Annotated in this window: 12 protein-coding genes; 5 read left to right on the forward strand and 7 right to left on the reverse strand. The window is 71.3% G+C overall.

The annotated features are described in order from the left end of the window. Window positions 1-67: 67 nt before the first annotated feature. Window positions 68-955: a glycosyltransferase family 2 protein gene (locus tag ACLJPL_RS08415; protein ID WP_411080094.1), complete on the forward strand. Its 888-nt coding sequence runs from the start codon at window positions 68-70 to the stop codon at window positions 953-955. Window positions 956-1,124: 169 nt separating this feature from the next. Here the strand turns inward: ACLJPL_RS08415 and ACLJPL_RS08420 are convergent, their stop codons facing one another. From ACLJPL_RS08420 to ACLJPL_RS08440, 5 genes are all read right to left on the reverse strand, one after another. After that, window positions 1,125-2,315: an undecaprenyl/decaprenyl-phosphate alpha-N-acetylglucosaminyl 1-phosphate transferase gene (locus tag ACLJPL_RS08420; protein WP_411080095.1), complete on the reverse strand. Its 1,191-nt coding sequence runs from the start codon at window positions 2,313-2,315 to the stop codon at window positions 1,125-1,127. Between the two features lie 247 nt (window positions 2,316-2,562). Then, window positions 2,563-4,152: an amidohydrolase gene (locus ACLJPL_RS08425; RefSeq protein WP_411080096.1), complete on the reverse strand. Its 1,590-nt coding sequence runs from the start codon at window positions 4,150-4,152 to the stop codon at window positions 2,563-2,565. Window positions 4,153-4,213: 61 nt separating this feature from the next. Then, window positions 4,214-5,320 carry a FecCD family ABC transporter permease gene (locus ACLJPL_RS08430; RefSeq protein WP_411080097.1) on the reverse strand — a complete coding sequence of 369 codons (1,107 nt, stop codon included), beginning with the start codon at window positions 5,318-5,320 and terminating at the stop codon, window positions 4,214-4,216. Next, window positions 5,317-6,390 (reverse strand): FecCD family ABC transporter permease, encoded by a 1,074-nt coding sequence (locus ACLJPL_RS08435; RefSeq protein ID WP_411080098.1) that lies wholly within the window; start codon window positions 6,388-6,390, stop codon window positions 5,317-5,319. Before ACLJPL_RS08435 ends, ACLJPL_RS08430 begins: the two co-directional genes overlap by 4 nt. Window positions 6,391-6,616: 226 nt before the next feature. After that, window positions 6,617-7,654 carry an iron-siderophore ABC transporter substrate-binding protein gene (locus tag ACLJPL_RS08440; protein WP_411080099.1) on the reverse strand — a complete coding sequence of 346 codons (1,038 nt, stop codon included), beginning with the start codon at window positions 7,652-7,654 and terminating at the stop codon, window positions 6,617-6,619. A 311-nt stretch (window positions 7,655-7,965) separates the two neighbouring features. On the opposite strand from ACLJPL_RS08440, the gene ACLJPL_RS08445 reads away from it, so the two are divergent. The 4 genes from ACLJPL_RS08445 (at window position 7,966) to ACLJPL_RS08460 (ending at window position 11,773) form a co-directional block, all read left to right on the forward strand. Then, window positions 7,966-8,910 (forward strand): methionyl-tRNA formyltransferase, encoded by a 945-nt coding sequence (locus ACLJPL_RS08445; protein ID WP_411080100.1) that lies wholly within the window; start codon window positions 7,966-7,968, stop codon window positions 8,908-8,910. Between the two features lie 17 nt (window positions 8,911-8,927). Next, window positions 8,928-9,740, forward strand: coding sequence for a dimethylargininase (ddaH, locus tag ACLJPL_RS08450; protein ID WP_411080101.1), 813 nt, complete (start codon window positions 8,928-8,930; stop codon window positions 9,738-9,740). A 354-nt stretch (window positions 9,741-10,094) separates the two neighbouring features. Next, complete coding sequence (locus tag ACLJPL_RS08455; protein ID WP_411080102.1) at window positions 10,095-10,760, forward strand: hypothetical protein; 666 nt, start codon at window positions 10,095-10,097, stop codon at window positions 10,758-10,760. 164 nt (window positions 10,761-10,924) lie between these two features. Continuing rightward, window positions 10,925-11,773, forward strand: a complete 849-nt coding sequence (locus ACLJPL_RS08460) for an SAM-dependent methyltransferase (RefSeq protein WP_411080103.1) — start codon at window positions 10,925-10,927, stop codon at window positions 11,771-11,773. A gap of 101 nt (window positions 11,774-11,874) precedes the next feature. On the opposite strand, the gene ACLJPL_RS08465 is transcribed toward ACLJPL_RS08460, so the two are convergent. Beyond that, complete coding sequence (locus ACLJPL_RS08465) at window positions 11,875-12,846, reverse strand: helix-turn-helix domain-containing protein (RefSeq protein WP_411080104.1); 972 nt, start codon at window positions 12,844-12,846, stop codon at window positions 11,875-11,877. Between the two features lie 80 nt (window positions 12,847-12,926). After that, window positions 12,927-13,145, reverse strand: a complete 219-nt coding sequence (locus ACLJPL_RS08470; RefSeq protein WP_411080105.1) for a DUF397 domain-containing protein — start codon at window positions 13,143-13,145, stop codon at window positions 12,927-12,929. Window positions 13,146-13,188 lie beyond the last annotated feature (43 nt).

Genomic DNA, 13,188 nt, shown 5'->3' on the forward strand with positions numbered 1-13,188 from the left:
CTCAGCCTATGCGGATTATCGGCTTTTATGCATGCATGATGAGATTGCTGTAAATGAGGAGTCTGATGTGCACTCCATTCATCTCGCCGTGCTGATGACGAGTCACAACCGGCGCGCCAGGACCCTGTCGGCGCTGAGCGCCCTGGAGGCCCGGCGCGGGCTTCCCGCCCACGCCACGCTCGGAGTGCACCTGGTCGACACGGGCAGCATCGACGGTACTCCGGAGGCCGTCCGCCTGCTCCACCCGTCCGTGGAGGTCATGTCGGTGGGCGCGGACGTCCCCCGCAACCGGGCGATGCGCATCGCGAGCCGCAACAGCCGCAGCGGCGGGGGCGGCGGCGGCTCGCTCAGCGGCACGCCGGGCGGGCCGAGCCACCGGTGGACGCATCAGCTGTGGCTGGACGACGGGGTCGAGCTGTTCCCGGACGCCCTCGCCGTGCTGCTGGGCGCGGCGGACGTGGTCGGGCCGGAGGCGGTGGTCGTCGGCGCGGTCCGGGGCGCGGACGGGACCACGGTGTACTCGGGGCGGCGCGGCCGGTCGCTCACGCTCGTGGAGCCGGGCGGGCACGACCCCGAGCCCTGCGACACGTACGACGGGCGGGTGGTGCTGCTCCCCCGCGCCGCGCACGACCTGGTCGGCGACCCGGACAAGGTCTTCAGCCACCGAATGGGCGACTACGACCACGGGTTCCGCGCCCGGCGCGCCGGGGCGCCCGCCTTCGTCGCCCCGCGTCCCGTGGGGGTGTGCGCACAGGGGCCGGACGTCCCCGGTTCCCGGGAGCCGGGGATCGGCGTGCGGGAGGCGCTGCGCCGGGTGACCTCGGCAGGGGAGTTGCCGCCGCGCCAGTGGTGGGTGTACTGCCTGCGCCACACCTGGCCGTGGGCTCCGTTCCTCATGGTGTCCCCGTACGCGCGGACGGCGGCCCGGGCCACGCTCGGCCGATGGCGGGCGTGAGGCCGTACCACCGCCGGCCGGGGCCGCCCCGAACGGCTGCGTGAGGTCCGCCCCGGGTCGGTTCCCGTCAGCCGGCGTCGGTTCCGACCGGCTCACGTCAGGTCCCGCCCGCTTCGGCCCGGCCCGGCTCGCGCCAGGTCCTGCCCGCTTCGGCCCGGCCCGGCTCGTGTCAGTTTCGGTCGGCGGTGAGGCCGACGATGGGGCGGCCGGTGGGCGGCGGTGGCACGGTGGGGCGGCCCGCGGCGGTTCTCGCCGGGGAGGTCGCCCTCGCGCCGCCCGGGACGGCGCCGCCCGGTGCGGTGACGTCCGGGGCGGGTGAGGCGGGCGGGACCACGGGGCCCGGACGCCGGGCGGAGGTGCGGGGCGGTGCGGCGTACACCGGGACCTTCAGCAGGGCGAGCACGGCCGGAGCACTGGCCGCCAGCGGTACGAGGACGAGCGCGGGGTGCAGCAGCCCCCCGTACACCAGCGTGGCGGTCGCCACCGGCACGGCCGCCCACAGCCCGAGGAGCACCGCCGTCCCGGGCACGGTGACGCGGAGGCGGCGCAGGCGGTGCGCGATGTGGTCGCCGCCGTCGCGCAGCAGGGGGCGCGAGGCGCGGCGGCGGGACGCCAGGACGAGGGCGGCGTCGGCGGCGGCCACGGTCGCCAGCACGGGGAGCGCGGCCCAGGCGGCGCGGTCGGCCGGGGCCGCCGCGTGGATCAGCGCGCCGGAGGACGCCAGGACGAAGCCGGTGAACAGGGAGCCGCAGGAGCCGGGGTGGAGGCGCGCGGGGTGCCGGTTGTGGATCAGGAACCCGATGAGCCCGGCCAGCAGGGCGGCGGGGAGCAGGGCGAATCCGGGCCGGCCGTCGATGAGGGCGCAGGCGAGCAGCCCGGCGGCGGTGACGGCGGCGACGGTCGCCAGAGCGCCGTGGGAGGTGTCCAGCAGGGCGAAGGCGTTGGCGACCAGGACGATCCAGAGCACGGCCGGCACGGCGGCCGCGGGCGACAGTCCGGCGAGGCACACGGTGAGGGTCGCGGCGGCTGTGTGGACCGTGAGCCGCACGGGGAGCGCGAGCGGCCGCAGGTCGTGGACGAGCCCGAGGACGGCGACGATCGCGGCCCCGGCGAGCAGTCCCCCGGCCGCGCGGCCGAGGTCTCCCGCCGCGCCGAGTCCCCAGCCGGCGGCGGCGGCCGTGCCGACGCCGAGGACGACCGTCGCACCGCCGAGTCTGCGGGCCGTCCCGGCGCGCGACCGACGCCCGCCGGGCTCGTGTTCGGCTCCGGAACGGAGCGCCGTGCGGCGGACGCCCTTGGCGAGTGCGACCGTGATGAACAGCGCGGCCACACCGGAGGCGATGATCCCAAGCACGTTCACCTGCCCTGCCTTTCCTCGTTCGTGAACAGCGGCCCGGGCCGCCGGGCGACCGGTGGAACGACGGCGGCCCGGCGCTCGCCCGGTTGCGGTGTCGGGGTGACATGCGCCGCCACTCGGGTGGCGGTTCTCCCCAACCTACGGGGCCAATGTCCCTATTCGCACCGAATAACACGAAAAGAGTGATGTGTTGTTCTGTCACCCGGCGGACGAGGGGCGCGCGTCGGCCCATGGCCTGTCGTCGCCGCTCTCACTCCTGCCGTGTACTCCCCGGGCCCTCGGCGTCCCGGCCGTCCACGAAGGTCGCCACGATCTCGATGTCACCGATCCGTGCGGGGTCGACGCGGTGCGGGTCGTCGCCCAGCACCACCAGGTCGGCGCGCTTGCCCGGCGAGAGGCTGCCCGCCGTGTCGTCCCAGCGGCAGGCGTACGCGCCGGCGACCGTGTAGGCGTACAGGGCCTCATCGACGCCGATCGCCTCGCCGGGGCCGATGAGCCGGCCCGAGGCGGAGGCCCGTTCGACCATGAACTGGATCGCCCGCAGCGGCGAACCGTCCGTCACGGGCCGGTCCGAGCTGCCGACCAGGGTGACGCCGTGGTCCAGGAACCCCCGCCCCCGGTACATCCAGCCGGCCCGCCGCTCCCCCATCACCGTCGCGTAGTCGTCGCCGAAGGAGCGCAGGAAGTTCGGCTGGACCACCGCGCTCACGTCGAGGGCCGCGAAGCGGGGCAGCTGGTCGGGGCGGACCAGCCCGGCGTGCTCGATGCGGTGGCGCGCGTCCGGCCGGGGGCGCGACCGCTGGGCCCGCTCCAGGGCGTCCAGCGCGAGGTCGGCGGCGCGGTCCCCGATCGCGTGGACGGCGAGCTGCCAGCCGGCGAGGTGGCCGTCGACGATCAGGTCGGTGAGCCGGTCGGGGTCGTCCTGGAGCCGGCCGGTGTCGGTCGTCCCCTCGTACGGGGAGGTGAGCGCGGCCGTGCGCGCCATCATGCCCCCGTCGGTGTAGACCTTGAGCGCGCCCAGGGAGAGCCAGTCGTCGCCGAAGCCGGTGCGCAGGCCCAGGTCCAGGGCCCGGGTCAGGCCGTCGCCGGGGTGCGCGGCCCGGGGGCGCAGGGTGTCGGCGGACGCCATGAGCTGAACCCGTACGGGCAGGGCGCCCCGGTCCCGGAGCAGTTGGTAGGCGCCGGCCTCCACGGGGCTGTGGCCCAGCAGCCCGCCGCCGACGCCCGCCTCGGCGCAGGCGGTGATCCCCTCGGCCCGGGCGGCCCGGGCGGCGAGTTCGATCGCGTCGGCCAGCTCCTCCTGGGAGTAGGGCAGGCGCAGCCGGCGGGCGGCGGTCATGGCGCTCTCGGCCAGGAAGCCCTGTTCGTGCGGCACATCGACCGGAAGGAGGTCCAGGACGGCGGTGTTGACCACGCAGGCGTGCCCGGAGTCGTGCATGAGGAACACCTTGCGGCCGTGGCTGACCCGGTCCAGTTCGGCGGCGGTCAGATGGCGTCCCAGGGCCCGCTGGTCGTACCCGGCGACGTCCAGCCAGGCCCCGGGGGCGGCGGGCCGGCGGGCTGCGGCGTCCACCACGGCGAGGATGTCCTCGGCCCGCTCGCACGGGGCGACGCTCGGGGTGCGGGCCTTCAACCCGGCCCAGGCCAGGTGGACATGGCTGTCGATGAAGCCGGGCAGCACGGTGGCGCCCTGGAGGTCGACCACCTCCCGGGCCGGCAGGGAGGTCACCGCGTCGTCCAGGCCGACGATCCGCCCCCGCCAGACGCCCAGGTCGTGGGCGACGGGATGGAGCGGGTCCATCGTGAGGATGCGGGCGTTCGTCAGCCTCGTACAGAGCATGGTCGGTCCGTCCCGTCGTGTCGGGCCCCCGGCGCGCGGCCGGAGTGGGGGGGAGCCGTCGTCAGGCGCGGCTCTTGCGTGACTCGGTGACGAGCAGCCAGATGAGGTACAGCCCGCCGATGGTGCCGGTCGCCGCGCCCACGGGCAGCAGGGTGGGGGCGAAGAGCCGCTGCACGAGCAGGTCGCTCAGGGCCAGCAGTACCGCGCCCATGAGCGCCGAGGGCAGGAGGGCGGGACCGGACGAGCGGGTGAGCCTGCGCGCCAGCTGCGGCGCGGCGAGGGCGACGAAGAGGACCGGGCCGGTCACCGCCGTGGCGAAGGAGGCCAGCGCGACGCTCACGACGAGCAGCGCCGTGCGGGTGCGGTGCACGTTGACGCCGAGGCCCATGGCGGTCGTCTCCCCCATCTCCACCATCGACAGCCGGCGGGCGAGGAGGAAGGCGGGCGGGAGCAGGACGACGACGGCCGCGGCGATGATGTCGGCGTGGATCCACAGCCGGTTGCCGAGGCTGCCGAGCAGCCACGACTGCGCCTCCAGCGCCTCCTGCCAGGTGGCCCGGGTGATCAGGTAGGAGTTGAAGGCGAGGAGCAGGGCGCTGACCCCGATGCCGACGACGACCAGCCGGAAGCCCTGGAGGCCGCGTCCCACCATGAGCAGGTACACGGCGGCGGCGGTGGCCAGTCCGCCGATCAGCGCGCCGAACGCCAGCTGGGTCATGCTGCCGTGGAACACGACGATCACCAGCAGGGCTCCGGTGGCCGCCCCGTTGGTGAAGCCGATGATGTCGGGGCTGCCGAGCGCGTTGCCGGTGAGGCTCTGCAGGATCGCGCCGCTGACCGCCAGCGCCGCGCCGACCAGGACGGCGGTCAGCAGCCGGGGCATGCGCAGGGTGTTGACGATGAAGTCGGCCGCCGCGGTCCCCCGGCCGATCAGGGCGTCGGCCACCTCGCCCGGCGACAGGGCGAAGTCCCCCGTGGTCAGCGCGACGGCCACGACCGCCCCCAGGACCACCGCCATCAGCGACCCCACGACGAGGGGCCGGACGTGCAGGCGCAGCGACCACCGCCCCGACCGGGTGCGCAGGACCAGGCCGGTGACGGAACGGGGGGCCGCACCCTCGCGGCGGGGGGCGGCGGCTCCGGGAGCCTTCTCCCGTACGGCACTCACAGCATGGCCAGCTTTCGGCGGCGGCACAGGGCGATGAACAGGGGCGCTCCGACGAACGCGGTGACGATGCCGACCTGGATCTCGCCCGGGGCGCCCAGCACCCGGCCGAGGACGTCGGCGCCGATCAGCAGGACGGGGGCCAGGAGCATCGAGTAGGCCATGACCCAGCGCTGGTCGGGTCCGACGACGAACCGGGCCACGTGCGGCACGACCAGGCCCACGAACCCGATGGGTCCGGCGGCCGCGGTGGCGGCCCCGCACAGCAGCATGACGGCCGCCGCGCCCAGCAGTCGGGTCCGGTTGACGTTGACGCCGAGCGCCCGCCCCGTCTGGTCCCCCAGGGCGAGGGCGTTGAGCGGCGGGGCCAGGACCAGGGCGACGGCGACACCCACCACCACGAAGGGCAGGACGGCCAGGACGACGTCCATCCGGCGGCCGGCCAGCGCGCCGACCGTCCAGAACCGGAACTGGTCGAAGGCGCGGGGATTGAGCAGCAGGACCGCCGAGTTGAAGGCGTACAGCACGGCGGTGACGGCCGCCCCCGCGACCACGAGCCGGTCGGGGGTCGCCACCTTGCGGCCGGAGGAGCCCAGTACGTACACGAGGACGGAGGCCAGGGCCGCGCCGAGGAGGGCGAACCACACATAGCCGAGTACGGAGCCGATCCCGAGGATGCCCATGGCCACGACGACCCCGGTGGACGCGCCCAGGCTCACGCCCAGCAGGCCGGGATCGGCGAGCGGGTTGCGGGTCAGGGCCTGCATCAGGGCCCCGGACAGGCCGAGCGCCATGCCCACGAGCAGTCCGAGGACGGTCCGGGGGATGCGGTACTGGTGGATGATCACCGAGGTCTCGGACCCGTCGGGCGACCACAGGACGCGCCAGGTGTCGTTGAACGAGATGCCCCGGGAGCCGACCCAGACGCTCAGCAGGGCGACCACGACCAGAGCGGCGAGGGCCGACAGCAGGCCGAGGCCGAGCAGTGCGTTCGCGGCCCTGCGGGGTGGTGGTCCCTCCGGAGCCGGTCCGTGCGGGCCGGCGCTTACCCGGGTTTCGACCGACGAAGTCAACCCCTGTCTCCCTGGAGGACGTTCACGCGCGATGAAGAGGATCCGACGCACGGACGACGACCGGCGACTTAGGTGAGGCTAACCGAGCCGGGGTAGGAGGTCAACGCGTCGAAACGCCCTCCTCCCGGTGCCCGGAGACGCGTCCAAGTCCTCGATTCCGGTCGTCTTCCCGGAGGTTCGGGAACTGGCGTCGCCGCCGGCCGGCGGCGACGCCAGTGGCCCCGTGCTACTTGATGGCTTCGAGCAGCGGGACGGCCTGATCGATGGCGTACGGGATCGACAGCACCGTGTTGAAGGACAGCGCGGCGCCGATGTCCGGGTCGTCATAGGGGAGGAACAGGTCGCGCTTCTCCTGGTGCACCTTGGTCTTCTTGTACAACGGGTCGGCCTTCAGGGACTTCTCCGTGTCGGGGGTGCCCAGCCAGACGGTCCGGTCGGCCTCCATGACGTCGAGCCGTTCGGAGCTGAGGTCGGCGATGGTCTTCTTGCCGAGGGCCTTGAGATACGTCTCGGACGCGACGAATCCCATCTCCGTGAGGAAGTTCATCTTCGGATCCTTCGGCGAGAACGCGGCGAACTTGCCCGGCGCGTAGGGCTCGCCGACCGTGGCCGTCTTGCCCTTCCACTCGGGGTGCTCGTCGCGGACCGTCTTGAAGCGGGCGTCGATCGAGGCCACCAGCTTCTTCATCTCGGCTTCCTTGCCGAGGGACTTGCCGATCTGCAGGGTCATGTCCTGCCACGGCGCCTGGTAGTCCTCGTGCCCCTTCGGCTGGGCCACCACCTTGGTGAACTTGGAGAGGGTGTCGTACTGCTCCTTCTTCATCCCCGAGTACTGGGCGATGACGAGGTCCGGCTGGAGCGCGGCGATCTTCTCGATGTTGAACTCGTCGCGCTCACCGACGATCTCCGGCAGCTCCGTCCCCCACCGGTCCTTCGTCCAGGGCCACTTGCCGTACGGCTTCTCCTTGAACCAGTCGATCGCTCCGACCGGCTTGACGCCGAGCGCGAGCACCGCATCGTGGTCCGAGAGCCCGAGCGTGACGACCTTCTTCGGCTCCTTGTCGATGGTGGTGCTGCCGTACTTGTGATCGACGGTGACCGGGAAGACGCCGGAGCCGGAGGAGGAGTCGGCCGGCGGCTTGGACTCGGTCTTCCCGTCGCCGCTCCCGCATGCGGTCAGGGCCAGAGCCGCCATCGCCGCGACGGCGATCCGGGGGATGTTTCTGACGACCCGCGTCAGCGCGGGACGTGTACCACTGGACAAGGACGTTCCTTTCAAGGGGATTTCAGGGTCTGCGCACCCGTGCAACCGCATGCGCAGCACACGGACGACGCGGCGCCCGACCCCGCACACCGGGAGCCGCCCGGGAAGCGGCTCCGAGCGGCAGGGGCGAAGCCGGCACCGGCGCCCGAGCAGAACTTAGGTAAAGCTAACCTGCATCGCCGCTCCTGTCGACGGAAGAAGGCAGCAGGCCACGGCGGCCAACTCCACAGCGCATGGGGGGTCGTTGTGCTCTTAGGTAAGCCTTGCTTTACTAAAGCGCCGGTCTCACGCTCTTCCAAGGAGGCATCTCCATGCGGGTCGTCATGTTCGGTTACCAGACCTGGGGGCATCGCACCCTGCAAGCGCTGCTGGACTCCGAGCACGACGTGGTGACCGTCGTGACGCACCCGAAGAGCGAGCACGCCTACGAGCGGATCTGGAGCGATTCGGTGGCCGACCTGGCGGAGAAGCACGGCATCCCCGTGGTCATCCGCAACCGGCCGGACGACGAACTGCTGGACCTGCTCAAGGAGGTCGCGCCGGACATCATCGTCGCCAACAACTGGCGTACGTGGATCCCGCCGGAGATCTACGACCTGCCGCCCCACGGCACGCTGAACATCCACGACTCCCTGCTGCCCGCCTACGCCGGCTTCTCGCCGCTGATCTGGGCGCTCATCAACGGCGAGCCCGAAGTCGGCGTCACGGCCCATCTGATGGACGAGGAGCTCGACGCCGGGGACATCGTCATCCAGCGTTCGGTCGCCGTCGGCCCCACGGACACGGCCACCGACCTCTTCCACCGTACGGTCGACCTCATCGGCCCGGTCACGGTCGACGCCCTGGACCTGATCGCCTCGGGACGCACCGAGTTCACCCCGCAGGACCGGTCCCGGGCCAGCTTCTTCCACAAGCGGGCCGAGGAGGACATCCGCATCGACTGGACCTGGCCGGCCCAGGACCTGGAGCGCCTGGTGCGCGCCCAGTCCGCCCCCTACCCGAGCGCCTTCACCTTCCACCGGGGGCAGCGGATCGAGGTCGTCTCCGCCGTCGTGTCCGAGGGCCGTTACGGCGGGACCCCCGGCCGGATCTTCTACCGCGAGGGCGACGGCGTCGTGATCGTCGCCGGAGCCGACGCCCGCACGGGCCGCAACCGCGGCCTGGCCATCACCCGCGTACGGACCGGGGACGGCCGCGAACTTCCCGCGACCGAGTACTTCACCTCGATGGGCGGCTATCTGACCGGCCGCCCCTGACGATCAGGACCTTATCCATGCGTACCGCGCGTGCCCGGCACTACCTCATGTGCCGGCCCACCTACTTCGACGTGGTCTACTCCATCAACCCGTGGATGGACCCGAAGAAGCCCGTCGACACTCCGCTGGCCATCGCCCAGTGGGAGCGACTGCGCGAGGTCTACCAGAGCCTCGGGCACACCGTCGACGCCATCGATCCCGTCCCCGGGCTCCCCGACATGGTCTTCGCCGCCAACGGCGCGACGGTCGTCGACGGGCGCGCCCTCGTGGCCCGGTTCCGCGACGCCGAGCGGATCGCCGAGGGTCCGGCGTACCACGACTGGCTGCGCCGGAACGGATTCGGCGATCTGCGCACGGCGAGCGTCGTCAACGAAGGGGAAGGCGACTACCTGCTCGCCGGTGAATGGCTGCTCGCCGGGACCGGGTTCCGCAGCGACCCCCGCTCCCACGACGAGGCCCAGGAGTTCTTCGGCCGCCCGGTGATCGGGCTGACCCTGGTGGACCCCGACTACTACCACCTGGACACCGCCCTCACCGTGCTCGACGGGAGGACCGTCGCCTACTACCCGCCGGCCTTCTCCCCCGGCAGCCGGGCCGTCCTGGAGCGGCTGTTCCCGGACGCCGTCCTGGCCTCCGAGGCCGACGCGGCGGTGTTCGGGCTGAACGCCACGTCGGACGGGCTCAACGTGGTCCTGCCGCAGAACGCCATCGCCCTGGCCGGACAGCTCCGCGACCGCGGCTTCCGCCCGGTCGGAGTGGACCTGTCCGAACTCCTCAAGGCGGGCGGCAGCGTGAAGTGCTGCACGCTGGAGCTGCGGCCCGCGCCCTGACCCGTACCGCCTCTCCCCTCCGTGCCCTTGTGCGAGTCACCCTCCGCACAGGGGCACGGTGACGCCCGGACGGACCGGTGGCGGCGAGGAGTTCACCGCACCATGCTGATCGAATGTGATCAGGGAAGCTCGAAATTGCCTGTTCGACACCGATCACGGTCGAATTTTGGCAGAAATCGAAACCTGCTGATCGAAATTCCCGGTGCGCGAAAATGACTTTGCATGGAAGGGCTGGAAGGCCCGCCCCTCCTGTTCGACGCGGTAGTTTCCTTTCAGGCCCGACCGAGGGGCCCGCCCGGGAAGTGATCTGGAGTCACGCCCCGGGAACGAAACAGATCGACAGGGAACAAACAAGTGATCGAGCCGATTCGCCGAGGGCTTTTACAGCTGCCCTCCGGGCAATTTCACGGTACCAGTTTCAATATCGTTCCCGCCGGGATTCCCGATGACCCGGGAGGCCGGGCGGCGGCACCTCCGAGTGCCGTTCCCGCCGCGCCGCAAAGCGGCCCGCCCCTTCGCCGTTCCGTGCCGACGAAAGGCTCCGCGGCGGCCGCCGACATCGGGTTCGCGGCCTTCGTCGAGCGGAACAGGCCGCGCTACCTGCGCTATGCGAAGGCGCGCCTGTCGCGCGAGGAGATTTCGCCGGTCACCGTGGACGGCGGGCCGGCGTCCGCCGCCGTCAGCACCGCACTGGCGTCCACCCGGGAAAGCTGGGGCCTCATATTGAGCCGACCCTGCCCGGCGGCCGAGGTCTGGCAGGAGCTTCGCCTCCGGGTGAGCCAGGAGGCCGGTCGCGCCGCGCCGAAGGACCCGGCCCTGACCGAGTTGTACCGACAGCTCTCGGACGGGTTCGCCGACATCGTGGTGCTGTGCTGCCGGCTCGGCTTCGACATCGAGGAGGCCGCCGAACTGATGGGCACGGAAGCGCCCGCCGTCCACACCGCCCTGGCCGTCGTCCGACGCCGGCTGCCGCATCTGGTGGAAGGGAGTGGAGGGGAAGCGCCCCTGACCCGCCCGTAAATTCCTCCGGCATATTCGTCTTCCGGTCACGTCCGCTCGGATGCGCCATATTTCGCCAGCTTGCGCCACCCTTCACCCTTACTGGCGGTGGTGCCGTTGTGCGCTGCCTTCTAGGATGGGCGACTTCACTCCGATCGGGGCGGAATCGGCGAGGGGACGGGCCGTTGCGGACGAGAAAACATGTCGATCTGTCGTTGCCGAGCGCGGCGCGTATGTACGACTGGCTGCTGGGCGGCAGCAACAACTACGAAGTGGACCGGGCCGCCTGCGAGTTATTGCTCGAGGTGGCGCCGACCTCGCGTGAGCTCGCGCTGAACAACCGGTGGTTCCTCCAGCGAGTGGTCCGGGTCCTGGCCGAGGAGCACGGGATAAGGCAGTTCATCGACTTCGGCTCCGGACTGCCGACCCAGCGCAACGTGCACCAGATCGCCCAGGAGGCCGATGGCGCGTCCCGCGTCGTCTATGTCGACAACGACCCTGTCGTCCTGGCACTGGGACAGTCGCTGCTGGACGAGAACGACAACACCGCGATCCTGCCGGTCGACATGACGGAGACCGACACGATCTTCGGGCACCCGGACTTCACCCGGCTCATCGACCTCACCCGGCCGGTGGCGGCCCTGTTCGTCTCCGTACTCCATTGCCTGCCCGACAGCGCCGGGCCCAAGGCCCTGGTGGACCGGGTGATCGACAAGCTCGTCCCGGGGAGCTTCGTCGTCGTGTGCCAGCTCGTGAGCGACGACCCGAAGGTCCGCGACGACGTCACCGACCTCATGAAGACGCAGACCGGGGGCCATTGGGGCAGGGTCCGCGAGAAGGCCGACGTGGAGGAGACCTTCGAGAGGCTCCTCGTGGAGGAGCCGGGCCTCGTCGACGTGACCGACTGGCGGCCCGACTCCGAGCTCCAGCAGCGCCAACGAAGCGTGGAGTGGACGGAGTTCGGCGGGCTGGGGAAGGTACCGCCCCGGGAACAGGCCCCGGCCGGCGGACAGGGACTGCCGGACACTCCGTAGACCTCTCGCCGACTCGTCGACCAGGGCCTCTCGTCGAACTGCCGCCGGCCGTACGGCCTCCGGCACGCGTGCCCGAAGCGGCGGCGGTTCGGCGACAGGGTTCAGGAGTACCGCTGGATCGCCGCCTCCAGCATGCGCCGGCTGGCCGCCGGTGAAGCGCACGCCTCGCCCTGGATGCGCAGGAGCAGCTGGAGGTGCCGTTCGAACTCGTTGTCCTTGGTGGGCCACGGCTTGGCGCGCTCCTCGGCGCTCCGCGCGGGCTTGGTGTAGTAGTCGGCCTTGCCGTACCCCTCGACGTAGACGAGGTCGGGCAGTCCGCCGCGGCCGAACTGGAGGTGGGCCATGCCACCCGCCATCGATGCCTCGTTGCCCGCGATCATGCGGTCGAGGAGCACGAACCGGATGATGACGTGCGGATTGTCGGCTATCTCCAGCAGGTGGAGCATCTGCTCGCGCATCACCGCGTCCGAGCCGACCCGGCGGAAGAGGACGGACTCGTCCATCAGGAAGACGCAGCGCGGCGGGTCGGCCTGGTCGAACACACGCTCCTGGCGCTCCTGGCGCAGGGCGACGCGCATCGCCATCTCCGGGCTGTCCCACTCGCTGATGTGCAGGCCGGTGCGGACGATGCAGCTCGCGTACTCCGCTGTCTGCAACAGGCCCGACACCAGACGCACGTCATACGTGGTGAGCTCGATGGCCATGGACTCGAGACCGAGGAGCCGGCGCAGGTATTCAGCCGTGAAGTCGCCGAACCGGCTCTGATACCACTCGGGCTCCACGGCGCGGGAAAGCAGCATCGTCAGCTTCTCGCGCGCCGGTGCGTCGAGACGCAGACGCTCCATCACCGCTTCTACCGTGCGCCGCTCGGGCGTGGTCTCGGCATTCTCCAGACGGCTAATCGTTGAATTAGAAACCAGCACGGCTTTCGCCAGTGCCGTCTGCGTCAGGCCGGCCGCATCACGGAAATCCTTGACGGCCAGGCCCAGCATGATGTTGGCCGCCGTCTTCGTGGCGTCTGGCCCGGCGGTACGCCGGGCCAGACGGATGATGGGAACGGGATCCGGGGGCACGCCTTCTCCTTCAACGGGCAGTCATCACATGATGACACGCCGGAACCGAAGGTGTCGCCCGAACTTATGTACTCCGGTGCCTAGTTGAGAGTGCAGAGGGAGTCGAACTCACCCTTCTTGGCACCGTCGACGAACGCCTCCAGCTCCGCGCTCTTGACGATCAACGCGGCACCGTCGGGGTCGGTCGAGTTACGGATCGCGATGCCGCCCTGGGGCAGTGCGGCGAGTTCGATGCACATACCGTTCGCCTCGGACTTGCGGCTCTTCACCCACCGGCCCGGGATGAGGCTAGCAGTCATGCCGTTCGTGAACTCCTGCATCGTCAATACACCCTCTCTGTTC

Source organism: Streptomyces sp. cmx-18-6 (assembly GCF_046548915.1).
GTDB lineage: Bacteria > Actinomycetota > Actinomycetes > Streptomycetales > Streptomycetaceae > Streptomyces.

Bases quoted from the DNA above. Each gene is read 5' to 3' on its own strand.
- ACLJPL_RS08425 (WP_411080096.1), bottom strand. From the start codon at position 4,152: ATGCTCTGTACGAGGCTGACGAACGCCCGCATCCTCACGATGGACCCG.
- ACLJPL_RS08445 (WP_411080100.1), top strand. From the start codon at position 7,966: ATGCGGGTCGTCATGTTCGGTTACCAGACCTGGGGGCATCGCACCCTG.
- ddaH (WP_411080101.1), top strand. From the start codon at position 8,928: ATGCGTACCGCGCGTGCCCGGCACTACCTCATGTGCCGGCCCACCTAC.
- ACLJPL_RS08470 (WP_411080105.1), bottom strand. From the start codon at position 13,145: ATGACTGCTAGCCTCATCCCGGGCCGGTGGGTGAAGAGCCGCAAGTCC.